This is a genomic window from Candidatus Kinetoplastibacterium desouzaii TCC079E (assembly GCF_000340795.1).
Classification (GTDB): Bacteria; Pseudomonadota; Gammaproteobacteria; order Burkholderiales; family Burkholderiaceae_B; genus Kinetoplastidibacterium; species Kinetoplastidibacterium desouzai.
In genome coordinates, this window is record NC_020294.1 from 1 (window position 1) to 25,481 (window position 25,481).

Below are 25,481 nucleotides of genomic sequence, written 5' to 3' on the forward strand. Positions count from 1 at the left end.
ATGAATGATTTTTGGCTAACCTTCATTACTCATCTCGAAAAGGAGTTGCCTCCACAGCAAATTAGTGCTTGGATAAAACCTCTAGTGCCTATTTCACTTGATGAGGGAAATGGAGTATTGCATATTTTGGTTCCAAATAGATTTAAGTTAGATTTAGTAAGAAAGAAATTTACTGATAAAATAGAGATTTTAGCATCTGATTGGTTTAAAAAACCAATCAAGGTTTTGTTTGAGCTACCATCTAATGCAAACAAGTTGAAATATTCACAAAGTATTTCTAATGATTGCGAAAATGCTGATTTTAAACCAACAAATAATTTTTCTTCTGATGATTTCGTAAATAATTCTAATCATTTAGTTAAAAGTGAGTATGTTGTTCCTGTTGAATCTATTAGTCTTTCTTATGAGAGATCAAAGTTAAATTCTGTACTTACATTCGATAATTTTGTTACAGGGAAAGCTAATCAATTGGCTAGAGCTGCTGCTTTGCAAGTTTCAGAAAATCCAGGAGTTTCTTATAATCCATTGTTTTTGTATGGTGGGGTTGGTTTAGGTAAGACTCATCTGATTCATGCTGTTGGAAATTCCATGATTATTTCTAATAGTAATGTAAAAGTTAGGTATGTTCATGCTGATCAATATGTTTCAGATGTTGTTAAAGCTTATCAAAGAAAAGCTTTTGATGAGTTTAAACGTTATTATCACTCTCTTGATTTGTTACTGATAGATGACATTCAATTTTTTTCAGGAAAAAATAGAACACAAGAAGAATTTTTTTATGCTTTTGAAGCTATGGTAGCTCAACATAAACAAATTATTATTACCAGTGATACTTATCCAAAAGAACTTTCTGGTATAGATAGTCGCTTAATATCCAGGTTTGATTCTGGATTAACTGTTGCTATAGAGCCACCAGAACTAGAAATGAGGGTTGCTATTTTATTGAGAAAAGCTGGGTTAGAAGGTTTGCCTATGCCTGAAGAAGTTGCTTTTTTTATAGCTAAGCATCTTCGTAGTAATGTACGTGAGTTGGAAGGAGCATTAAGAAAAGTATTGGCTTATGCCCGTTTCCATGGTCGAGATGTATTAACTGTTGATGTATGTAAGGAGGCTCTTAAAGATTTGTTATCTGTTTCTAATGGTCAAATAACAGTTGAAAATATTCAAAAAACGGTTGCTGATTTTTATAAAATTAAAGTTGCTGATATGTATTCTAAGAGAAGACCTGCAAATATTGCCGTACCTCGTCAGATTGCTATGTATCTTGCTAAAGAATTAACACAGAAAAGTTTGCCTGAGATTGGTGATTTATTTGGAGGTAGGGATCATACAACTGTACTTCATGCTGTTAGAAAAATTTCAGAAGCTCGTATAAAACAAACAGATCTTAATCATACTTTACATGTTCTGGAACAAACTTTGAAAGGTTAAAAATGAAATTTTTACAGGCAAGTAGAGAATCTTTGATAAAAACTTTATCTCGTGTAGTTGGTATAGTTGAAAAACGTAATACTATGCCTATATTGTCTAATATTCTCATAAAAAAAGAAGGTAGTAAGTTATTTTTTATTACTACTGATATAGATGTTCAAATGATGGTTCATGTTGATTTTGGATATTATGGAGATAGTGATATTATGTCAACTACAGTTGGGGCTCGTAAATTTTTAGAAATTTTAAAAGCTCTACCTGAGATGAGTGACGTGATTCTTGAATTGTCTTCAGGAAAAATTAATATACTTTCATTGAAAAGTAGGTTTTCTTTGCAAACATTAGATGCCAATGAATTTCCAATAGTTGCTTGTGATAATAATTGGGATATTAGTTTAGATTTACCTCAGAAGGATTTTAGAAATCTGTTAAATATGGTTTATTTTTCTATGGCTCAACAGGATATTAGATATTATTTAAATGGAATGTTATTAGTTTTTGATAATGGAAAAATTATTGCTGTTGCAACAGATGGACATAGATTATCGTATAGTTGTATTGAAACAGATAATTTCACAGGATATAAGAAAATTATTATTCCAAGAAAGACAGTATTGGAGTTGCAAAGATTATTACAAGATTCTGATGAAAAGATTTTCCTTGAAGTGTCTAATACTCAAATTAGATTTTGTTTTCCTGATACAGAATTTATTTCTAAATTAGTAGAAGGAAAATTTCCTGATTTTACAAAAGTAATACCAGTGGATTATCATAGAAAATTTTATATAGATAGAGATATCTTACAAGGCGCCTTGATGAGAGTTGCTATATTAACTAATGATAAATTTAAAGGAGTTAAATTTAATCTTTCTAAGAATTCTCTTAAGATATCTTCGTCTAATTCTGATCATGAAGAGGCTCATGAAGATTTAGAAATAGATTATGAATATGAGTCATTTGATGTTGGTTTTAATGTAAACTATCTACTTGATATAATTGCTAATGTTAAATCTGATAGTCTAATTTGGTTCGTTAATCCAGATAGCAATTCTTCTGCATTGATAACTGTACCTGATAATAATAATTTCAAATATGTTGTGATGCCAATGCGTATTTAATATGTATGTAATTGTTGTTTGTTAAATTATTTTAAAGATTGATTGTTAAAAGATATATAAATGTCAGAAATAAATAATACTAATTTGTTAGATGATGCCGCAGCATCTTATGGTGCCAGTTCTATTAAAATGTTAAAGGGTCTGGATGCTGTTAGAAAAAGACCAGGAATGTATATTGGTGATACATCTGATGGTAGTGGATTACATCATATGGTTTTTGAAGTTCTAGATAATTCAATAGATGAAGCTCTTGCTGGTTTTTGTAATGAAATAATTGTAACTATACATCCTGATAGTTCCGTTTCTATTTATGATAATGGTAGAGGTATACCAACTGATATACATAAGGATGATGAATATAAACGTAGTGCTGCTGAAATAGTAATGACAGAACTACATGCAGGTGGAAAATTTGATCAAAATTCTTACAAAGTTTCAGGTGGTTTGCATGGAGTTGGTGTTTCTTGTGTTAACGCTTTGTCTAAGTGGTTAAAATTAACCATTTTTAGAGATGGTTCTATATATCAAATAGGATTTGAGAAAGGTGTTTGTACTGAGCCACTTAAGATTGTTGGTTCTACTGATAAAACTGGAACAGAGGTTCATTTTTTAGCTGATTCTGATATTTTTTCTCATGTTGAATTTCATTACGAAACTCTTGTTAGAAGGTTGAGAGAGTTATCTTTTTTAAATAATGGCGTTAAAATCAAACTAGTAGATTTAATTAAAAATAAAAGTGATAATTTTTCTTTTTCTGGAGGAGTTCAAGGATTTGTTGAGTATATAAATAAAAATAAAAGTGTAATACATAGTAATATTTTTAATGCGTTAGGAGAGTCATCTGCTGGAGGTACTCTTGTTAATGTTGAAGTTGCAATGCAATGGAATGATTCTTATACAGAAAATGTTTTATGTTTTACTAATAATATTCCTCAAAGAGATGGTGGTTCTCATTTAACTGCTCTTAAAGCAGCTATGACTAGAGTATTAAATAAATATATCTCAGATAATGATTTTGCCAAAAAAGCTAAAGTTGAAACAGTTGGCGATGATATGAGAGAAGGTTTTGTTTGTGTTTTATCAGTTAAAATTCCAGAACCTAAATTCAGTAGCCAAACGAAAGATAAATTAGTTTCTAGTGAAGTTAGACCTGCAGTTGAGGATGTTATATCTAAGAAATTAGAAACATGGCTTTTAGAAAATCCAAGTGATGCAAAAGCTATTTGTGGGAAAATAATAGAAGCCTCTCGTGCTAGAGATGCAGCTCGTAGAGCTCGCGAGATGACTCGCAGGAAAAGTGTATTAGAAGGAAGTGGTTTACCAGGTAAATTAGCTGATTGTCAAGAAAAGAATCCTGCTTTATGTGAATTATATATTGTAGAAGGAGATTCTGCTGGAGGATCTGCTAAACAAGCTAGAGATAGAAAATTTCAAGCCATCTTACCTTTAAGAGGCAAGGTTTTAAATGTAGAAAAAGCTAGATTTGATAGATTATTAGGAAGTGAACAAATAACAACATTAATAACAGCTTTAGGTACAAGTATAGGTCCTGATTTTAATATAGATAAGCTTAGATATCATAGACTTATTATCATGACTGATGCTGATGTTGATGGGGCTCATATCAGAACATTATTATTGACATTTATTTATAGACAAATGCCTGAATTGCTGGATAGAGGATATATATATATTGCACAACCTCCATTGTATAAGGTTAAAGTAGGTAAAGAAGAACGTTACTTAAAAGATGATGAAGAAGAATCTGTTTTTAAATTAAATTTAGCACTTAAAGATGCTGAGATATTTCCTTATAAAGATTCTGAGCCTATTAATCATGATTCTTTATTAGAATTAGCTAATCGTTATATAAAATCTGAAAAGGTTATTACTCGTTTATCAAATTTCTTTGACGAGTCTGTGTTGATTGCTATTTTAGATGGAGTAGATATATCATTGGATAGCGAAGAAAGTGCAATTTATTCTCTAGAGGCTTTAATTAATAAATTAAATAGCTATCAATTATTAAAAGAAAAAATATCTGTTGATCTTGTTCAGGATGATTCTAGTTATAGTCTCAAAATAACAAGATTATCTTATGGTAATCAAAAAGTATGTATTATAGATAAAGAATTTATTAGAAGTAATGATTATATGATTCTAAAATCAGCTTCTAAACATCTTAATGGTCTTTTAAATGTGAATTCTATTGTTGCACGTGGTGTTGGAGAAAAAAGAAAGGAACAGAATGTTTCAGATTTTAGAGAAGCTATGAAATGGTTACAAAAAGAGGCAGAAGGAGTTATATCTAAACAACGATATAAAGGCTTAGGAGAAATGAATCCTGAACAATTATGGGATACAACTATGAATCCAAAAGTTCGTAGATTACTAAAAGTCCGTATAGAAGATGCTATTGTGGCTGATCAAGTTTTTAGCACTTTAATGGGGGATCAAGTTGCTCCTCGCAGAGAATTTATCGAAAATAATGCTCTATATGCCGGTAATGTAGATGTTTAATTAAAAAAATCTCTATTTACATAATATGTTTTTATTACTTTGAGATATTTGTATTCCTTCTTTTTCTATACATAGGAAGAAATTATTAGTATTATCAGCAAATCCATATACTGGACTCATGCAGTCAGATAAAACTATTATTTTTTTTAAATCATTTGGTTGAAGATATTTTATAAGGTCTTCTATTGTTTTCTTAACACAGTGACTACTAGCTTCTCCAGCAATAATTAGCTTGTCAGAGTTTTTTATAAAAGATAATATTTTATTGTTTTTAATAATTTGATTTTTATTATTTGTTAATTCTACAGCACTATATTGTTCTGTTAATGGATTTAAACCTTTTAGAAAGAATTCTACATTTTTAATATGAGTTTTTTCCCATTTGAGGCATGATTTACTTATATCTTTATGGATATTATGACCCCAACTGCCTATTTGGCAATGAATTGGCCAAACAATTAAACCTTGTTTGTATAGAACTTCTATGTTTTTAATATAATTAAAAGCATATTGTTTAAAATTATGATTTTTAGGAATAATTTTATTTTTTTTTATACTTTCTGAGTTTATTAAAGTAAAAGGTTTAAGTTCTTTCCCATCATATGTTTCCCAAAAGCTTATAAGAGATATATCTATTATATGATGAGTATCTAATGTTATGGCTATATTAGAGATATGTTTTATATTTTTATCTATAAATGCTGATAATCTTTGCATGTCATTATCAGCTCCTTTAATTGGTAGTGCAGGATATTCTTTGATACTATTATTATTTATAGTTGATAAATCACAGAAATCATTTTGAGGATCGATAATTAGTAGATTTATATTCATAATTACACACTAGTTCTTTTTTTCCTTGCGTTTTTCAAATTTAAACTCGATCTTAGAGTCTTTAATTACTAGAAATGCTTTAAATTTTCTATGTGTTCTTAATGATATAAAACCTTCAAGTAGATCTGTACTATGATTATTTAATAATTTTGAGGCTTGATCTTTAGATATTTCTTGTTGGAGAATATATTTATTAATTTTAAAATTGCATTTATTCTCACTGTCTAAAAATTTCTCACATATGTAACTAGTATCACTTTCAAATATAGAATGATTACATTTAGGGCATAATCCTATAGGTGTTTGTTCTGATTTGTCTATAGTAAAATTTTCTTTATTTTGTTGATTGTCAAATTCAAATTCTAATTTATAATCTTGGTTTATTTTTAGAATAGCGGTAAATGGTCTAAAGTTTTTGCTAATAAATCCATCTAATGGTCCAATTTTTTTTGTTTTTATTAGTTCTTCTACTTCTTCTATTTCAAAAGTCCTTCCACTAGGGTATTTGCTTATAGAAAAATCACATTCTGTGCATGTATATCTACGATAGTTTTCTTTAACAATACCTTTGCATTTAGGACAGTTGTTTTTTAAAGTTAAATAGTCCCCAGGAATATTATTGTTTTCGTATTCTTTTGCTTTTTTTACAATATTTTTTGTCATATTTACGATATCAGACATGAAACTAGATCTTTCTAGTTTTCCTTGTTCTATCTTCTTTAATTTATATTCCCATTCTCCAGTTAACTCTGGTGATGTAAGTTCTTTAATACCTAAACCAGATAATAAAGTTATAAGTTGAGAGGCTTTGGATGTAGGGACTAAATCTTTCCCTTCACGACGTATGTAATTTTCTGTTAATAATCCTTCAATTATAGAAGCTCTTGTTGCTGGTGTTCCTAACCCTCTTTCATTTATTGCTTCTTTTAGTTCTTCATCGTCTATAAATTTTCCAGCACTTTCCATAGCTGATAAAAGACTGGCTTCATTGTACCTAGCTGGTGGTTTTGTACTTAATTGATTATTATTAATAGATTCTGTGATAACTTCTTCATTTTGCTTTATAGAAATTAAATTTATATCATCAGATTCTCTTTCTTTCCCATATACAGATAGCCATCCTGGATTTATGAGAATTTTCCCTTCAGTTTTAAATGTATAATTTTTTACTTGTGTTGTTCTAATAGTATTGAGAAATTCAGCTGCAGGATAAAATATAGCTAAGAATCTTTTTAGTATTAAACTATATAATTTATATTCAATATCATTTAGTTTATTAGGAACTTGAGAGGTTACTATTATAGCAAAATGATCAGAAACTTTTTTATTGTCAAAAATTCTTTTATTGGCCTTAACCCAATTGTTATTAACAATGTTTTGAACACAATTAATCAAGTTATTTTCTATAAAATTAGATTTATTTTGTGATATCGATGACATAATGTCTTTTACAATTGATATGTAATCTTCTGGTAAATATTTAGAATCTGTTCTTGGATAAGTTATAGATTTATGTTTTTCATATAATGTTTGAGCTATACTCAGGGTTGTCTTTGCTGAAAAACCAAATTTATTATTAGCATCTCTTTGGAGAGATGTTAAATCATATAAACTTGGTGATAGTTGTGATGAAGGGTTAGATATTTCATTAGCTATGCCTATTTGATTTTTACATTCATTGCAAATAAAATCAGCTTCTATTTTTGACCAAATTCTTGATTCTTTTTTATCTAAGTTTGTTGTATCTTTCTTGAAATTGTTGTCTATCCACTTGGCATTATATACACCTCTATCCGCTTTAAAAGTAGCTAGTATTTCCCAATAGTCTTTTGGTATAAAGTCTTTTATTATTTTTTCACGATTGCTTACTATAGTAAGTGTGGGTGTTTGAACTCTACCAATAGTAGTTTTAAAAAATCCGCCTTCTTTGCTATTAAAAGCTGTCATAGCTCTCGTGCCGTTTATTCCTATTAACCAATCAGCTTCTGCTCTTGATCTTGCAGCATATTCAAGTGGTTTAAGAAGTTCATCTTTCTTTAAATTATTAAAAGCTTCACAAATGGCATTTTTAGTCATTGATTGTAGCCATATACGGTAGATAGGTTTCTTGCTTTTAGCAAATTGTATAATATATTTAAATATCAATTCTCCTTCTCTACCTGCATCACATGCATTTATTATGGAATCAATGTCTTTGCGTTTAATAACTTTGATAAGTTTTTTGAGACGTTCTGACGATTTTTTATCTATTGGAGCAAGGTCAAAAAAATCAGGAATAACTGGTAAATTTACAAAGTTCCATTTGCCTTTTATTGGATCATTGGAAGCTATAAGACTTAATAAATGTCCTGCACTAGATGTTAATATATAATTATCATTTTCGTATATATCATTTTCGCGTTTAAAATTTCCAAGTGCTTTTGAAATATCAAGGGCAACTGAAGGTTTTTCAGCAATAATTAACTGTTTTTTCATATAAATTAAAATTGTAATGTATTTTTTATATTTAGAATTTTTCTTAACTGTATTTAGAATATTATTGTTTTTTAGAAAAACTGTTAATTTTCTAGAAATTTCTGGAATAGAGTTCTATTATGTATATATCAATAATAAAGGTTTAGATCAATACTATTGAATTAACTATAGTCATTTTTTTTTTATCAAGAGTATTTTTGTTGTTTATTATGGTATTTTTACTATTATTAATACATTATAATTTTTAGTTACTTTTTTTAAAACTGTATTAGAAACTTAGATAATCATCAATTAATGTAGTATTAAGAATTTATTTTTATTCTGTATGTATTAATATTTTTTATTAATCTTTTATTTCTCCTGGTAACAATTTTATGAAATTTGATCAATTTGATTGTAGCTCTCTAATGGAAATTACTCATAGACCTGATTTAGTTTTTCTTCAAGGTTCTGGTTCATGGTTAGAGGATAGTAATAAAAAACGTTATTTGGATTTTGTGCAAGGATGGGCTGTGAATGCTTTAGGTCACTCTGCATCAGAAATGATAACAGCTATAGAGAGACAATCTAAATTATTAATTAATCCATCTCCAGCTTTTTATAATTTGCCATCTATAGAATTAGCATCACGTTTGACTAGTAATTCTTGTTTTGATAAAGTTTTTTTTGCTAATAGTGGAGCAGAAGCAAATGAAGGAGCTATAAAATTAGCAAGAAAATGGGGAAAAATTAAGAAGAATGGAGCTTATAAGATAATAACTATGAAAGATAGTTTTCATGGTCGTACTATAGCTACTATGTCTGCATCTGGAAAATTGGGATGGGATACAATTTTTGCTCCTCAGGTAGATGGGTTTTTAAAAGCAGAAATTAATAATATAGATTCTGTAGAGTCTTTGATAGATAATGAAGTTGTTGCTATTATGTTGGAGCCTATACAAGGAGAGGCTGGAGTAATACCAGCAAGTGATGATTTTTTAAAAAATTTAAGACTGCTTGCTAATAAGAATAATTTATTACTCATTGTCGATGAAGTACAAACAGGTATGGGTAGAACTGGAAAGCTTTTTGCTTATCAACATCATAATATTTCACCAGATATTATGACATTAGGAAAAGGAATAGGAGGTGGTCTTCCATTGTCAGCATTATTAGCACGTGAAGATGTATGTGTTTTTTCATATGGTGACCAAGGTGGTACTTATAATGGTAATCCATTATGTACAGCAGTTGGATTGGCTGTTTTTGATACTATAAATGAACCTAATTTTATGAAATCAATTGTCACTAAATCTGAAAGATTGTCAATTGCTTTAAATAAATTATCGAATAAATATAATTTATTAGGAGAAAGAGGTAAAGGTCTATTAAGAGCTTTGATACTTAATAGTGATGATGGTAATAATATTGTTGAAATTGCTAGAAATTTAGAGCCAAATGGTTTGCTTCTTAATTCACCTCGTCCTAACTTATTGAGATTCATGCCTGCATTGAATGTAAAAGAAGAGGAAATTGACTTGCTAATATATAATTTAGACAATATTTTTTCTAAAATATTGAAATAACATTTTTATAGCTCTCTATTAATTTATATTTGAGTTAATAGAGGGTATATTTTTTTCTATACAATATTTTGCAATTAGTTTATTTATTTCTTGTATTGTGGCATTGTATTTGTTACCAGCTAATATTGGTGATGTTAAGTACTTGCCACCAACTATAAAAACAGGAATTGTTGTTAAGTTACATAATTTTACTAGATTATTATATTTTTTAATTTTAGTTTCAATGCTAAAAGAATTATAAATTTTATTAAACTCTTCTATAGGTATCCTATTTCTTATTAACCAATTTTTTATTTCTTTGTTTTTTTTAAAGTAATTTTTATTTTTAGAAAGTTCTATGAATATTTCTATATTCAGATTTGTTTTTCCTAATTCTTCAATTGTAAAATAAATTCTTTGTAAAATTTGAGAGTGATGATTATTAGCAATAGGAATTCTTTTTAATATAATATTATCCTGAATATTCTTTTCCCATTCTTGTAAATAAAGTTCCATATTATTACAGTGAGGGCATATATAAGAAAAAAATTCAATTACTTCTATTATATTTTCTTTTTCTTGTGGAATTTCAAATGTTAATGTTTCATAACTTTTTGCATATACCATGTTTTGAATGAACATAGTAAATATTATATTTAATAGGATTATTTTAGTATGCATATAAAATAATATTTACTATATTCATTATAATTGCAAAACATATTATGTTTGTATGGTTCTTTTATAATTTACAATTATTTAAATTATGATTTTTTAAATAACAGTTGATAGTATATTTACTTTTTGTAAAATATAACATATCAAATATTATGCATGTTAATTTTACAAATGATCACAAAAATATTTTGATATATTTTAATATATGGGCTTTACATCTCTTTTAATGCTGATATTCCTAATAAACTTAAACCATTTTCTAAAACTTGTAATGTTGCGTTTAATAAACGTAACCTTGCTAATTTCAAATCAATTTGTTCAACTATTACATGTTCTGAGTTATACCAAGTATGGCAATCTGCTGCACATTCTCTGAGCCAGAACGCAATATAATGAGGAGCTAATTCTTCAGCAGCTTGTTGTATAATTCCAGGAAATTCTGCAAGTCTTCTCATTAAATTAATTTCAGAAATTTGATTCAAAAGCATAATATTTGAATTTATAATTAATTCTTTGCTAATATTTGCTTTTCTTTGTATAGAATATAGTCTTGCATATGCATATTGTATGTAATAAATAGGATTGTCTTCTCCTTGAGATACAGCCAAATCCAGATCAAAAATAAATTCTGTATCAGCACGTCTTTGTATAAGAAAATAACGGGCCGCATCACATCCAACCCAATTTATTAAGTCACGCATTGTGACATAGGTGCCGGATCTTTTAGAGATCTTTATCTCTTCTCCATTACGTATAATTTTAACCATTTTATGTAAAACATATTCAGGATAGTCTTGTGGTATATCCTTAGACAAAGCTTGTAGACCAGCTCTAACGCGTGCAACAGTTCCATGATGATCACTTCCTTGTATGTTTATAGCTTTATGAAAACCACGATCCCATTTAGTTTTATGATAAGCAACATCTGGTACGAAATATGTGTAACTACCATCTACACTTTTACGCATGACTCTATCTTTATCATCACCAGTATTTAGGGAGGTTGTTTTTAGCCATAAAGCACCATCATGTTCATATGTATATCCACTATTTATTAGATCTTCAACTATTTGATTTACTTTGCCTGATGTGTATAAAGAACTTTCTAAATAATAACTATCAAAAATAAGGTTAAATGATTTTAGGTCTAAATCTTGTTCTTTGCGTATATAAGCAACAGCAAAATTTTTAATATCATCCAAACAATTAATATTACCTGTAGCGTAAATTTTTAAGCCATCAACTGTAATAATAGATTCTTTATTTATAAAAGCTTTAGCAATATCTATTATATACTCACCACGATAAAGATCTGTATCGTTATATTCTGGATCATTTAAATCAATGTTATTAGCTCTTGCTTGTACACTAAGAGCCAAGTTATTAATTTGATTACCAGCATCATTGTAATAAAATTCACTTAGAACATCCCATCCCATTGCTTTATAAATCCTGCAAATAGTATCACCTATTGCTGCTTGTCTGGCATGTCCAACATGTAAAGGTCCTGTAGGATTTGCGGAGACAAATTCTACTAATATTTGCTTGTTCTTTAATTTATTTTGAGAATGACCATATTTATCTTTTGTTTCTTCTATTTCATTTATAACTTCTACAATAGATTTATCATTTAGATAAAAGTTAATAAAACCTGGATTTGCTATTTCTATATTCTTTATTATGTTTTTTATATCTGGATTATTGTTTAATTGATTTACAATATCTTTTGCTAAATCTATAGGTTTTTTGTTTAGAGTTTTTGCAAGACGCATGGCGATATTAGAGGATATATCACCGTACGATTTTATTTTTGGTTTTTCTAAAATTATATCTGTTTTTATATCGTAGTTTAAATTATTGATAGCTGATTTTATAATTTTAGCAAGTTGGTTTTTTTGCTTTGGAAGCATAGTCGTATATCTTAAAACGTTATGATTATTAAAGAATGTAATAATCTATCTGACATTTGATTTTTATATTTACATTAAATATGAGTCTAGATTTTTAATAATTCTAGACTCATATTTAATTATTTTAATTATTGTGCAAATAGTTTTTTAATCATTTTCGGAATGATAATGTCTATTGATTGCACTTAATACAGCTCTGAAGGAGGCGGTTACGATGTCTCGGTCTATTCCTACACCAAATCCAGTTCCTGATGCTCCTATTCTTAATTCAACATAGCAAGCAGCTTTAGTATTTGTATTTGCTCCTATGGAGTGTTCATGATAATTCATTACTCTAGCAGGTATTCCTAATGCTGCTATAAAGGCTGATATAGCACCATTACCTTCACCTTTAACTAGACGTTTTTCATTTTTAAATTCTAGTTCTGCTTCGATTTTAAAATGTTTTTCTTCTATTTCATTAGGATCTCCATCAATACGATGGCGTATTAATTTCCAAGGATCATTTTGATTCAAGAAGTCTTCTTGAAATACGTTATAAACTTCTTCTGCAGTAACCTCTCTACCAGTTCTATCTGTAATTCTTTGTATAGAGCGACTAAATTCAATTTGTAATCGTCTAGGTAACATGAGGCCATATTCTCTTTCAAGTAAATAAGAAACTCCGCCTTTTCCTGATTGACTATTTACTCTTATTACTGCATCATAACTACGTCCTAAATCAGCTGGATCTATAGGTAGATACGGAACTTCCCAAACTTCATCAGATTTTTGTTTAGCCATTCCTTTTTTGATGGCATCTTGGTGGGATCCAGAGAATGCAGTGAAAACTAAATCTCCTGCATATGGATGTCTTGGATGAGTGGACATTTGAGTGCAATGTTCTACACAACGTCTAACTTCATCTATATCAGAAAAATCCAATTGAGGATTCACTCCTTGTGTATATAAATTTAGGGCTAGAGTAAGAAGATCTACGTTCCCTGTACGTTCTCCTTGCCCGAATAAACATCCTTCTACACGATCAGCTCCTGCCATCATAGATAATTCTGCTGCAGCGATTGCAGTTCCTCTATCATTATGAGGGTGTACGCTTATTATAACACTTTCCCTATTGTTTAAGTTTGTGTGCATCCATTCTATCTGATCAGCATATACATTTGGGGTAGATGACTCAATAGTAGCTGGTAAGTTTAATATGAGTTTATCTTCTGGTGTTGGTTGATAAATATCAATGACAGTATTTGCTACATCTAAGGCAAAATCCAGTTCTGTGCTACTAAAAACTTCTATGCTATATTCATAACGCCATTTTGTTTGTGGATATTGAGCAAATAATTCTTTTACTAAAGTTGTACCATTAACAGCTATTTTCTTGACTTCATCCCTACTCATATTGAAAACAATTTTTCTAAAAGATGGAGCACAAGCATTATACAAGTGTACTATTCCAGTTTTAGCACCAGCAACTGCCTCTATGGTTCTACGAATCAAATCTTCACGTGATTGTGTTAATACAGATATAGTTACATCATCAGGAATATAGTCATCTTCTATTAATTTTCTTACGAAGTTGAAATCAGTTTGTGATGCTGATGGGAAACCTACTTCAATTTCTTTAAATCCAATTTTTATTAATTGTTCGAAAAGACTAATTTTTTTCTCAACTGACATTGGTTCAATTAAGGCCTGATTTCCATCTCTTAAATCAGTACTCAACCAAATAGGAGCATGTTTTATATATTTACTAGGCCATGTTCTTTTAGAGTAGTCCTTAGTAAACGGGTGAAATGGTACATATTTATTAGCTGGTTTAGCGAGCATAATATAGAATCCGTAAATTGTTAAATTATTTTTACAAAAAACTACAATAGCTTCACATTATTAATTTTTGAAGCTAGATTTTTATTTAATAAGGTAAAAATGTTTATATCAAAAAATTACTTTTTTATAGTTTCAATTATAAGCAATATTTAATTTTTTAAATACTATAGTTTTATTAAATATACTTATATTAACATGTATAATCCAATGAGAAGCAAATAGATTAGTATTAATTTTATTAATGTTATTTATTTTAGTAAATCTATAGTGGGTATTTTACTTGATATTTTGTTATTTAGAATTATTTTATTATTATCTGAGTTTTTAATATTTATTGTGTTATTTTCGTAGTCCTTCTTTTCTATTAGAGAAACAGTATCTATTTTTTTGATTGGGCTGGTTTTTAAATTAGGGTCACCTAATGTACCGTCTGTTAACGGTTGAGGTGGTTGAGCTATAAATTTTTTACCATTTGCGCTCAAAATAGTACTTTGCGTTTCATGAAAACTATTTTTATTAATATCAGTGGAAATATTATAAGCCATGATATTTCCTATAATTAATGCTGATATTATAGTTATAAGAAAATTAATTAGTAATTTTTTAACAATTAGCATACACATTACTTAGAATGATTTGTTCCTGATATTTTTTCATTATGTTCTCTTATCATATGAAATGATATATCTGGATTTAATTCTTGTGATATTTTTAATTGTGCATTAGATTTTGCTAAAAAAGTAATATTACCTATAGTGTCATAGGCTATATTTGTGTTGTTGGAATTTATAAACTTATTCAGTGTTCTTTCATTATTGGAAGAAATCCATCTGGCTGTTATGTAGTTAGTAGGTAATATATTTACGTCAGCATTATATTCATATTGTAATCTATGAGCTACAACCTCAAATTGAAGTTGTCCAACAGCTCCAAGTATTAAGTTGTTGCTTTTATATAATTGAAAAACTTGTATAGCACCTTCTTCACTCAATTGTTTTAAGCCGGTATTTAGTTGTTTGTTCTTAAGTGGATCTTTTGCTTCAATGGATTTAAATATTTCTGGAGCAAAGCAAGGAAGACCTGTAAATTCTAAGTACTCTCCTTCTGTTAATACATCTCCAATTTGTAACACTCCATGATTTGGAATGCCTATAATATCTCCAGCAAATGCTTCATCTACTAGATCTCTTTTTTGAGACAAAAAGGAAACTACATTATTGGTTTTTATTTCTTTTTGTGTTCTAGATATTTTTAGTTTCATTCCACGTTTAAAATGCCCAGAATGAATTCTAATGAATGCAATCCTATCTCTATGAGCAGGATCCATATTGGCCTGTATCTTAAATACTAGTCCTGTGAATTTTGTTTCATTTGGAAGTATTTGTCTTTGTATAGTCTTTGTAGGTGATGGTGGTGGAAAATAATTAGTTAAGGCATCTAAAATTTCTTGTACTCCAAAATTATTTATAGCTGAGCCAAAAAACACAGGAGTTTGTTCGCCCAATAAAAAACTTTCCTTATTAAAATTTGGGATTGCTTCTTTTATTAAAGTAATATCTTGTTCTATTATCTTAAATAGTTTTTCAAAGGTTTTTTTATTACTATAATCCGATGTGTTTCCTGATAGAACACGTGGTATATTATATCTATCTTCCCCAGATTTAAAAGATAATATTTTATTTGTTCCAAGATCAAAAACACCTTGAAAAGATTTTCCCATACCTATTGGCCATGTAAACGGTATTACATCTATTTCTAAATGTTTTTCTACTTCATGTAATAGGTCTAATGGTTCACGAACTTCTCTATCTAGTTTATTTATAAAAGTTATTATTGGTGTTTTTCTAGCTCTACATACTTCTAAGAGCTTTATAGTTTGAGCTTCTATACCATTAGCTGCATCTATAACCATTAAGGCCGCATCTACAGCTGTAAGAACTCTATAAGTATCTTCAGAAAAATCTTGATGACCTGGAGTATCTAATAAATTAATAATGCAATCATTATATTCTATTTGCATTACAGATGAAGCAACAGATATTCCTCTTTGTTTTTCTATTTCCATCCAATCAGATGAAGCATATTTAGATGCTTTTCTTGATTTTACACTACCTGCAATTTGTATTGCTCCAGCGAAAAGCAATATTTTTTCTGTAAGGGTAGTTTTGCCAGCGTCAGGATGAGATATTATTGCAAATGTTCTTCTTCTTTTAACTTCTTTGTAGATATCCATATGTAGAATTTTTATGTGTTATTAGATAATTTATGATTACATAAAAGGGAAAGTAATGTATGTTTTTGCACATATTTCATATGAAGAATAATATTCTTTAGTAGTCATAGCTAGTAAAGTTAATTATGTAATAAATCAGAATTTTAAAAAGATAATCTACAAGATTGGCTTTAAGGTAGAGCTAAATATTATTAGCAAATATGCACTTATAAGTGATTCATAATTGGCTCCCCGAGCTGGACTCGAACCAGCGACCTGCGGATTAACAGTCCGTCGCTCTACCGACTGAGCTATCAGGGAAAAGTAATCTAATACAACAATATCTAATGATATTTAGATTTATCTTAGATGTCAATATCTTATTTTATAAAAATTCAAGTTTTATGGTGCCGACTAGAGGAGTTGAACCCCCGACCTTCGCATTACAAGTGCGCTGCTCTACCAACTGAGCTAAGTCGGCAATTTTAACTATAAATATTTAAATAATGTTTATTATACATGTTTACTCAACAATAGAAAAAGATTTTTTTTCTTTTTTTATTGTTGAGACTTCTTCACTAATAGTAAATTGCATACCTTCACCTGTTTCTTGCGCGTATATAGAAATAATTCTATCGATAGGAATAAAAATATTTTCTAATACTCCATTAAATCTTGTTTGAAAACTTATTTTTATATTGTCTATTATTAGATTATTTGTAGCTTCATTGCTAATGTTTAATATGATTTTTCCATTTTGGATATGATTGATAGGTACAATAGTGTCTTTGTTCACATCTACAAATATGTATGGAGAATAGTTGTTGTCTACGCACCAATCAAATATTGCTCTAATAAAATATGGTTTGGTAGAAATTTTATTCATATAATATCCTTTATCTGCGCATCAATTTTTCAGCTGGAGACAGAGATTCAATGTAAGCTGATCTAGAAAAAATTCTTTCTGCGTATTTTTGTAAAGGAGCTGCATTTTTAGATAATGATATTCCATAGTATTCTAGACGCCATAGTAAAGGAGCTATAGCAATATCTAGCATGGAAAAATCATCTCCTAGTAAGAATTTGTTTTTTAGGAAAATAGGTGACATTTGTATTAAACGTTCTCTAATGTTTTCTTTTGCTTCGTTAACTTTTTTGTCATTTTCTCCAATAGATTGATTTTCAATAATTTTTACTTGAGAGAATAATTCTTTTTCAAAATTATATAGAAATAAACGAACCCTTGCCCTTGTTAGAGGATCAGCTGGCATAAGTTGAGGATGAGGAAATCTTTCATCTATATATTCATTAATTATATTGGACTCGTATAAAATAAGATTTCTTTCAGATAATATTGGAACTTGACCATGGGGATTCATTGTAAAAATTTCTTTAGTTTTGTTTTTTAAATCAACATTATGAATTTCAAAATCCATCCACTTTTCAAATAGCACAAAACGGCATCTATGCGAAAAAGGGCAGGTTTCTCCAGAGTAAAGTACCATCATATTTTAAATTACCTCATTGTAAGAGCTTTTAATTTGCTTTTAAATTGGATTGTTTATATCTATAAATTCTACATTAATATCAAATTTTTTTTGTATGGCAATACCTAAAGCTTGAATTCCATATTTTTCTGTAGCATGATGTCCAGCACATATAAAAGGAATATCTAATTCTTTAGATATATGGAATATAGGCTCGGAAATTTCTCCTGTTATGTAGATATTAGCACCAGATTCAATAGCTTCTGTAAATTTATTTTGAGCCCCACCAGTGCACCATGCTATTTTATTAATTAGTTTATTAGAGTTTCCTATTAAAAGAGTAGATCGATTTAATTTTTTGCTTATATGAAAGTTTAATTCTTTTGCTTCAATTTCTTTCTTATAAGATCCGAACATGAGTAATGAGTTTTTATCATAACTTTCTTCTATAATATCAAACTCAAGTATCTTGCCTAATTGAATATTATTACCTAATGTTGGATGTATATCTAAAGGCAAATGGTATGAAAATAAATTTAAATCGTTTTCTAAACATATTTTTATTCTATTTTTCATTATTCCTGATATAGATCTACTAGTGTTATTCCAGAATAACCCATGATGAACGATTAGTGCATCAGCTTTTTTTATAATTGCTGCTTTTATTAATTCTTGACAAGCAGTTACACCAACCACTATATTTTTAATTTTGTCCTTGCCTTCTATTTGCAAACCATTAGGGCAACAATCATTAAATTTATTAGACTGTAGTAATTCATCTAACCATTTGTTTAATACGGAAGTTTCTACATATTTCATTTTTTAATTGTATAAGTATATCGTTTTATCTTTTAGAAAATATATATGAAATATAAACTAACAAGTAGTTATCTAGTGTGCAGGTTATTTCTTTATAAAAGATCTGAAAATTATCTCAATTAATTGTTAAGTAAGCACGGCACATGCAAATTTTAATTCTGTAAATAACCTTCAAATATTTCTTTTTACTGTAAGATTATTTGAAAATTTACCTAATATATGAAAATGTAAATGAAAAACTTCTTGTCCACTAGAAATTCCTGCATTACTTACTACTCTAAATCCATCTTTACAATCATTTTGGGTTGCAATTTTTGGTGCTAATAATAACATTTTTCCTAGCCAATATTCATCATCCATTGTTACATCTTGGAGAGATGCAACATGTTTTTTGGGTATTAGCAATATATGCACAGGAGCTAATGGTTTAAGGTCATGAAAAGCAATAAATAATTCATTTTCAAAAACTATATCGGCAGGTAATAATTTATTTGCAATTTTGCAAAATATACATTCATTCATAATATGTTTAGCAATCTTTGTTCTTATATCTATTTTCTTTTTCTTCAATCCCCGATAAACCTTCTCTTCTTTCTAGTTCATGCATAATATCTTCTGGTCTGATGCCATAATATGTTAGAAGTACTAAACAATGGAACCAAAGATCAGCGGTTTCACTAATTATTCTTTCTGTGAGGCCATCTTTAGCAGCCATTACTAATTCAGTAGATTCTTCTCCTATTTTTTTTAATATAGAATCAGGACCTTTGACTAGAAGACTAGTAACATAAGATTTTTCACATTCACTATTTTTAGTAGGTTTGCGTTTTTCTAAAATATTGGATAGTCTAGATAATATGCTAAATTTTTGATTGTCATTATTCATCTGTATATGTCTTTAGGATTTTTTAGTATTGTATTAAGTTCTTCCCAATATATAATATTATCTTTATTATTTTTTTGGTTGTTATTAATATTGTTTAATTTTTTAAAAAAACAACTATTTCTCCCTGTATGGCAGGATATATTACCTAATTGTTCAACTTTTAATAAGATTACATCTTGATCGCAATCTAATCTTATTTCGTGAATTATTTGAATATGCCCTGATTCTTCACCTTTTTTCCAGAGTTTTTGACGAGACCTAGACCAGTAAATAGCATTACCTGATTCAACTGTTAGTTGTAAAGCTTCTTTATTCATCCAGGCAAACATTAAAACAGTATTTTTTTTATAATCTTGTGCTATTACTGGTACTAAACCATCTGAATTAAAATTAACTGTCTCTAGCCATGTTTTAGGTTGATTTACATCATATTCCATAACAATTACCTTACAGGTATACCATTTTTAGCTAAAAAATCTTTACATTCTTTAATAGTATGAGTACCAAAATGAAATATACTAGCTGCCAATACAGCGCTCGCATGTCCATGTATAATACCATCTGCGAGGTGTTGTAGATTTCCTACTCCACCTGAAGCAATCACAGGAATTGGTAGAGCATCAGAAATTGTTTTAGTCAATTCAAGATCAAAACCAGTCTTTGTTCCATCTTTATCCATACTTGTTAGTAAGATTTCTCCAGCTCCATAAGAACACATAAGTTTGGCCCATTTTACAGCATCTAAACCAGTAGAAACCCTTCCTCCTTTTGTAAATACTTCCCATTTATTAGGTTCGTTGTCTTTAGATATTTTGCGTACGTCTATAGCTACTACTATGCATTGAGATCCATAATAAGATGAGGCTTCTTGCACTAATTCTGGGTTGCTAACCGCTGTACTGTTAATGCTGATCTTATCAGCTCCAGCATTCAATAGTCTTTTTATATCAGATAGTTGACGTACACCTCCTCCTACTGTGAGAGGGATAAATACTTGTGATGCAACTTTTTCTATAACAGGCAATATAAGATCTCTATTATCGCTAGATGCTGTGATATCTAGAAAAGTTAGTTCATCAGCTCCTTGTTCATCATACTTTTTGGCTATTTCAATAGGATCACCAGCATCAGATAAATTAACAAAATTTACTCCTTTAACTACACGTCCACCAGCAACATCTAGACAAGGGATTATTCTTTTTGTTAGTGAATTTAGGATGTTCATATTATTTAGTTAAGTTATCAGCTAATTTCTGAGCTTCTTGAAAGTCAAGAGTTCCCTCATATATACTGCGACCAAGGATGGCTCCTTGTATACCTTCATCAAAAACTTTACATAAGTCTTCTATATCTTTTATGGAAGCAATCCCGCCAGAAGCATATACTGGTATTTTGACATTTTGAGCTAGTTGGACAGTTGATTCTATATTTACACCAGAAAGCATTCCATCCCTTCCTATATCTGTATATATAATGGCATTACATCCATAGTCTTCGAATTTTTTGGCTAGGTCAATAGTATTATGACGAGTTATTTTACTCCAGCCGTCTGTAGCTATCTTTCCATCTTTAGCATCTAAGCCAACTATTATATGACCAGGAAAAGCCACACAGGCTTCATTTAAAAAACCAGGGTTTTTGATAGCTGCTGTTCCTATTATCACATAGGAAATTCCAGAATCTAGATAGTATTCTATTGTATTTAAGTCTCTAATACCGCCACCTATTTGAACATCTATTTTTTGATTGCTAGCTTTCAATATAGCTTTAATAGGATCATCATTCTTAGGTTTTCCAGCTACAGCTCCATTAAGGTCTACTAAATGTAGACGTCTAGCTCCGGCATTTATCCATTTTTTTGCAATTATAGAAGGGTCTTCTGAAAAAACAGTAACGTCATCCAAGTTTCCCTGACGTAACCTAACACATTTTCCATCTTTGAGATCGATAGCAGGAATAAGCAACATGATATAATAATAAATTATTGATTAAAAAAATTAAATAACTATCTAATAAAATTAGATGGTTATGGTTTCCAGTTTACAAAATTGCGATATAAAATCAAACCATATTGAGAGCTTTTCTCTGGATGAAATTGTACCGCAAATATATTGTTAGATATTACTGCACTAGGGAATGATAACCCATAATTAGTTTCACCCATAATAATACTAGAATCAGAAGGTTTGATGTAATAACTGTGTACAAAATAAAAATGTGTTTTATCTGGAATATCTTTCCATAAAATATGATTTTTACATTGTTTTACGGTATTCCATCCGATATGTGGAACTTTTAGAAGATTTTTATTTGTATCATTTTCTATATTGGATTTTATTTCTTTTTTTGCAAATAAAGGACCTTTAAATAAATAAACTTTACCTTTAAGAAAATTTAAACATTTTGTGTTACTAGCTTCTTCACTAGATTCAAATAACATTTGTAGTCCGACACATATCCCCATCATTGGCTTACTATTTGCCGATTGTTTAACTGCTTCTATTAAACCAGACTTTTGTAGATTGATCATTGTGTCTGACATGGCACCCTGTCCTGGCAATATTACTCTGTCAGATTCCAAGATATCTTTAGGATTGTTACATATACGTATAGTAGCCTCAGGAGAGGCATATTGTAAAGCACGAGCAACTGAGTGAAGATTACTCATTCCATAATCAACAATAGCAATTTTTGTCACGATATAACTCTTTTAAGGTTGTATTTATAAAACACCTTTCGTTGAAGGTATGATTCCACTCATTCTTTTATCTAAAAAAGTAGCTTCTCTTAATGCTCTACCAAAACCTTTAAAAATTGATTCACATTGATGATGAGCATTAAAACCACGAATATTATCTATATGTAGTGTCATAGAAGCATGGTTTACCAATCCTTGGAAGAATTCTTTTATTAAATCAACATCAAATTTTCCAATATGAGATCTATTAAAATTTACATTGTAATGAAGATAAGGTCTACCAGAAAAATCTATTACTACTCTTGAAAGAGATTCATCTAAAGGAACATAAGAGTGGCCATAACGAGATATACTAACCTTATCACCTAATGCTTGTTTAATAGCCATTCCCAATGTAATACCAACATCTTCAGCTGAGTGATGGTCATCTATATGATGGTCTCCTTTAGCTTTTATATCAATATCTATTAATCCATGTCTAGATATTTGTTCAAGCATATGGTCTAAAAAAGGCATTCCAGTAGTTATAGATTGCTTACCTGTACCATCTATATTAATAGAAATATCTATTTCTGTTTCTTTTGTTTTGCGATTTATTGTAGCTATTCTCATAATATCTATCTTTAGATTGTTTTAAGTACATGAAGTAGTTTGTTATTTTCTTCGCTTGTTCCTATAGATATTCTAAGGCAATTTTCTAATAGTTCATGAGAACCTGATAGGTTTTTTATAAGTATTCCGTTTGCTTTTAATTTTTCATATATTTTTAATGATCCGATTTCTTGATCTACTCTAGTTAAAACAAAATTTCCATGAGAAGGATATACAATAATATTTTCTATTTTTTTTAATTCAGATATTAAAGATTCTTTATTCAGTAAAATTTGTTTAGTTTGTTGGTCTAGAATGTTTTTGTTGTTAATAATTTCTATTAAGAATAATTCTGTTAATACATTAATATTATAAGGCGGTCTAACTTTATCGATCTGATTTATCCATTTTTTATTCCCAGAAAGATAACCAAATCTTAATCCAGCCAAGCCAATCTTAGATACTGTACGTAGAACAAGTATGTTTGGAATTTTTGTTATCATTGGCATCCAGGTATAATTAGTGAAGGCTTGGTATGCTTCATCAATAATTACTAAACCAGGTGCCTTTTCTATAATAGATTGAACTTGTTTATGATCCCATATGTTGCCAGTAGGGTTGTTAGGCATAGCTAAAAAAATTACTTTGGGTTTATGCTTTTCAATTGCATCAAGCATGTCTTGTAAGTTTAGTTGGAAATCCTTAGTCAGAGGAACTCCAATAAATTTAGCATGGTTAAATTTAGCTGCCATCCCAAAATACACAAAAGAAGGAGAGGGTGATATAACAACATCTCCAGGGTCACAGCAACTTTGAATAATCAAATGTATTAATTCATCAGAACCATTTCCAAATAAAACACTAGCTTCATTTGGAATATCAAAATTTTCTTTTATAATTCTCGTTAGTTTTGTTTTATCTGCAGATGGATAGCGATTTAGAGATAGTAAGTTTATTTTATCGTTTATTTTTTTGTATAAATTTTCAGGCAAACTATAAGGAGATTCCATTGCATCTAACTTAATAAAGCCCGATGAATTATTAATCGGATAAGCTGAAATTGACTGTATATCTTTTCTTATTGTTTTATTTACAACATCTAATTGGTTTTTAGATATTACCATGATATTTTTCCATTAACTCTATATTGAGCACTAGCTGCATGCGCTTGCAACCCCTCTCCTAAGGCAAGCTCTGATGCTACTTTTCCTAAATTTATTGCTCCTTGTTGAGATATTTTTATTAAACTAGATCTTTTCTGGAAATCATATACACCAAGTGGAGAAGAGAATCGAGATGTTTGAGATGTTGGTAATACATGGTTAGGTCCAGCGCAATAATCTCCGAGTGATTCGGAAGTATATTTTCCCATGAATATAGCACCAGCATTATTAATAAACTTTAATAATTCATCAGGGTTTTCAGTAGAAATTTCTAAGTGTTCAGGGGCTATAGTATTAGCAATAATACAAGCTTCTTCTAGATCTTTTACTAATATTAAAGCTCCTCTATTATATAAACTTTTTGTAATAATATCTGATCTTGGCATTTTAGGTAGTAATTTCTTTATGGATTCTTCTACTTGCTTTATAAAATTAGCATCAGGTGATAGTAAAATGGATTGTGCTAACTCATCATGTTCTGCTTGAGAGAATAAATCCATTGCAATCCATTCTGCTGGCGTTTTACCATCGCAAATAATAAGAATTTCGCTTGGTCCTGCTACCATATCTATTCCAACAGTACCGAATACTTTTTTCTTTGCATAAGCTACATACGCATTACCAGGGCCAACTATTTTATCTACTTTTGGAATGGTATTTGTTCCATAAGCTAGAGCTCCTACAGCTTGTGCTCCTCCTATGGTGAATATACGATCAACTTTACTCATAAATGCAGCTGCAAGAACTAGTGGATTCATATATCCATCTGGAGTTGGTGAAACCATGATAAGTTCAGATACTCCAGCTACCTTTGCTGGTATTGCATTCATAAGTACTGATGATGGATATGCTGCCTTGCCTCCTGGAACATATAAACCAACTTTATCTATTGGAGTAATTTTTTGCCCTAATATAGTTCCGTCTTTTTCTGTATATTCCCAAGTTCTAGATATTTGATGGTTATGGTATTCTTGTATTCTTTCTGCTGCAATTTCTAAGGATTTTTTTTGCTCTCTTGATATAGAATCAAGAGCTTCTTTCCATTTTGATTTTGGTATTTCTAATTCACTGGCATTTTTAATAGAAATTCTATCAAATTTGTTGGTGTATTGTAATAAAGCTTTGTCACCTATAGTTTGTATATCCAATAAGATTGAAGTGACAATTTTTTCTATAGAATTATCATCTTGAGAGCTAATCTTTAGAAGCTGTGAGAGTTTAAGATTAAAATCTTTTTCACTGGAATTGAGAAAGTTAATTTTGGTCATAGTCATGATAATAAGTTATTATG

23 protein-coding genes and 2 tRNA genes are annotated in these 25,481 nt (G+C 29.4%); 4 read left to right on the forward strand and 21 right to left on the reverse strand.

Annotated features, from left to right (window positions below; all coding sequences use genetic code 11):
* The 3 genes from dnaA to gyrB are packed head-to-tail and all read left to right on the forward strand — an operon-like array spanning position 1 to position 5,069.
* On the forward strand, positions 1-1,431 hold the full coding sequence (dnaA, locus tag CDSE_RS00005) for a chromosomal replication initiator protein DnaA (RefSeq protein ID WP_015395974.1): 1,431 nt from the start codon (positions 1-3) through the stop codon (positions 1,429-1,431).
* A gap of 2 nt (positions 1,432-1,433) precedes the next feature.
* Positions 1,434-2,549: a DNA polymerase III subunit beta gene (gene dnaN / locus CDSE_RS00010; protein ID WP_015395975.1), complete on the forward strand. Its 1,116-nt coding sequence runs from the start codon at positions 1,434-1,436 to the stop codon at positions 2,547-2,549.
* Between the two features lie 60 nt (positions 2,550-2,609).
* The gene (gene gyrB / locus CDSE_RS00015) at positions 2,610-5,069 is read left to right on the forward strand and encodes a DNA topoisomerase (ATP-hydrolyzing) subunit B (protein WP_015395976.1); all 2,460 of its coding nucleotides are present in this window, start codon (positions 2,610-2,612) and stop codon (positions 5,067-5,069) included.
* A gap of 12 nt (positions 5,070-5,081) precedes the next feature.
* Here the strand turns inward: gyrB and CDSE_RS00020 are convergent, their stop codons facing one another.
* Together CDSE_RS00020 and CDSE_RS00025 are read right to left on the reverse strand one after the other, a co-directional pair.
* Complete coding sequence (locus tag CDSE_RS00020; RefSeq protein WP_015395977.1) at positions 5,082-5,903, reverse strand: cysteine hydrolase family protein; 822 nt, start codon at positions 5,901-5,903, stop codon at positions 5,082-5,084.
* 9 nt (positions 5,904-5,912) lie between these two features.
* Positions 5,913-8,378 (reverse strand): DNA topoisomerase III, encoded by a 2,466-nt coding sequence (locus CDSE_RS00025; RefSeq protein ID WP_015395978.1) that lies wholly within the window; start codon positions 8,376-8,378, stop codon positions 5,913-5,915.
* A gap of 374 nt (positions 8,379-8,752) precedes the next feature.
* On the opposite strand from CDSE_RS00025, the gene CDSE_RS00030 reads away from it, so the two are divergent.
* Positions 8,753-9,943, forward strand: a complete 1,191-nt coding sequence (locus CDSE_RS00030; protein ID WP_015395979.1) for an acetylornithine transaminase — start codon at positions 8,753-8,755, stop codon at positions 9,941-9,943.
* Positions 9,944-9,961: 18 nt separating this feature from the next.
* Here the strand turns inward: CDSE_RS00030 and CDSE_RS00035 are convergent, their stop codons facing one another.
* From CDSE_RS00035 to hisD, 19 genes are all read right to left on the reverse strand, one after another.
* Positions 9,962-10,564: a thiol:disulfide interchange protein DsbA/DsbL gene (locus CDSE_RS00035; RefSeq protein WP_235043909.1), complete on the reverse strand. Its 603-nt coding sequence runs from the start codon at positions 10,562-10,564 to the stop codon at positions 9,962-9,964.
* Positions 10,565-10,812: 248 nt separating this feature from the next.
* The gene (argS, locus tag CDSE_RS00040) at positions 10,813-12,510 is read right to left on the reverse strand and encodes an arginine--tRNA ligase (protein WP_015395981.1); all 1,698 of its coding nucleotides are present in this window, start codon (positions 12,508-12,510) and stop codon (positions 10,813-10,815) included.
* Between the two features lie 147 nt (positions 12,511-12,657).
* Positions 12,658-14,334, reverse strand: coding sequence for a 2-isopropylmalate synthase (gene leuA, locus CDSE_RS00045; protein WP_015395982.1), 1,677 nt, complete (start codon positions 14,332-14,334; stop codon positions 12,658-12,660).
* Positions 14,335-14,582: 248 nt separating this feature from the next.
* Positions 14,583-14,951 carry a hypothetical protein gene (locus tag CDSE_RS00050; protein ID WP_015395983.1) on the reverse strand — a complete coding sequence of 123 codons (369 nt, stop codon included), beginning with the start codon at positions 14,949-14,951 and terminating at the stop codon, positions 14,583-14,585.
* A gap of 5 nt (positions 14,952-14,956) precedes the next feature.
* Positions 14,957-16,567, reverse strand: a complete 1,611-nt coding sequence (locus CDSE_RS00055; protein ID WP_015395984.1) for a peptide chain release factor 3 — start codon at positions 16,565-16,567, stop codon at positions 14,957-14,959.
* Positions 16,568-16,791: 224 nt separating this feature from the next.
* Positions 16,792-16,867, reverse strand: a tRNA-Asn gene (locus tag CDSE_RS00060).
* Positions 16,868-16,951: 84 nt separating this feature from the next.
* Positions 16,952-17,027, reverse strand: a tRNA-Thr gene (locus CDSE_RS00065).
* Between the two features lie 42 nt (positions 17,028-17,069).
* Complete coding sequence (locus CDSE_RS00070; protein ID WP_015395985.1) at positions 17,070-17,432, reverse strand: ClpXP protease specificity-enhancing factor; 363 nt, start codon at positions 17,430-17,432, stop codon at positions 17,070-17,072.
* A 10-nt stretch (positions 17,433-17,442) separates the two neighbouring features.
* The gene (locus CDSE_RS00075) at positions 17,443-18,054 is read right to left on the reverse strand and encodes a glutathione S-transferase N-terminal domain-containing protein (RefSeq protein ID WP_015395986.1); all 612 of its coding nucleotides are present in this window, start codon (positions 18,052-18,054) and stop codon (positions 17,443-17,445) included.
* Positions 18,055-18,093: 39 nt separating this feature from the next.
* Complete coding sequence (locus tag CDSE_RS00080; RefSeq protein WP_015395987.1) at positions 18,094-18,852, reverse strand: Nif3-like dinuclear metal center hexameric protein; 759 nt, start codon at positions 18,850-18,852, stop codon at positions 18,094-18,096.
* Positions 18,853-19,023: 171 nt separating this feature from the next.
* On the reverse strand, positions 19,024-19,374 hold the full coding sequence (locus tag CDSE_RS00085) for a histidine triad nucleotide-binding protein (RefSeq protein WP_015395988.1): 351 nt from the start codon (positions 19,372-19,374) through the stop codon (positions 19,024-19,026).
* Between the two features lie 7 nt (positions 19,375-19,381).
* On the reverse strand, positions 19,382-19,738 hold the full coding sequence (locus CDSE_RS00090) for a phosphoribosyl-ATP diphosphatase (protein WP_015395989.1): 357 nt from the start codon (positions 19,736-19,738) through the stop codon (positions 19,382-19,384).
* Positions 19,735-20,175: a phosphoribosyl-AMP cyclohydrolase gene (gene hisI, locus CDSE_RS00095; RefSeq protein WP_015395990.1), complete on the reverse strand. Its 441-nt coding sequence runs from the start codon at positions 20,173-20,175 to the stop codon at positions 19,735-19,737. The genes CDSE_RS00090 and hisI overlap by 4 nt, the downstream gene beginning before the upstream one ends.
* Positions 20,176-20,180: 5 nt before the next feature.
* Positions 20,181-20,963: an imidazole glycerol phosphate synthase subunit HisF gene (gene hisF / locus CDSE_RS00100; protein WP_015395991.1), complete on the reverse strand. Its 783-nt coding sequence runs from the start codon at positions 20,961-20,963 to the stop codon at positions 20,181-20,183.
* Position 20,964: 1 nt separating this feature from the next.
* Positions 20,965-21,705, reverse strand: a complete 741-nt coding sequence (gene hisA, locus CDSE_RS00105) for a 1-(5-phosphoribosyl)-5-[(5-phosphoribosylamino)methylideneamino]imidazole-4-carboxamide isomerase (protein WP_015395992.1) — start codon at positions 21,703-21,705, stop codon at positions 20,965-20,967.
* Positions 21,706-21,764: 59 nt separating this feature from the next.
* Positions 21,765-22,436 carry an imidazole glycerol phosphate synthase subunit HisH gene (hisH, locus tag CDSE_RS00110; protein ID WP_015395993.1) on the reverse strand — a complete coding sequence of 224 codons (672 nt, stop codon included), beginning with the start codon at positions 22,434-22,436 and terminating at the stop codon, positions 21,765-21,767.
* A gap of 24 nt (positions 22,437-22,460) precedes the next feature.
* A complete protein-coding gene (gene hisB / locus CDSE_RS00115) occupies positions 22,461-23,048 on the reverse strand; it encodes an imidazoleglycerol-phosphate dehydratase HisB (protein WP_015395994.1) in 588 nt (195 codons plus the stop codon).
* Between the two features lie 11 nt (positions 23,049-23,059).
* Entirely contained in the window at positions 23,060-24,151 is a 1,092-nt protein-coding gene (hisC, locus tag CDSE_RS00120; RefSeq protein ID WP_015395995.1) for a histidinol-phosphate transaminase, read from the reverse strand.
* Complete coding sequence (gene hisD / locus CDSE_RS00125) at positions 24,145-25,458, reverse strand: histidinol dehydrogenase (protein WP_041186235.1); 1,314 nt, start codon at positions 25,456-25,458, stop codon at positions 24,145-24,147. The genes hisC and hisD overlap by 7 nt, the downstream gene beginning before the upstream one ends.
* Positions 25,459-25,481: the final 23 nt, after the last annotated feature.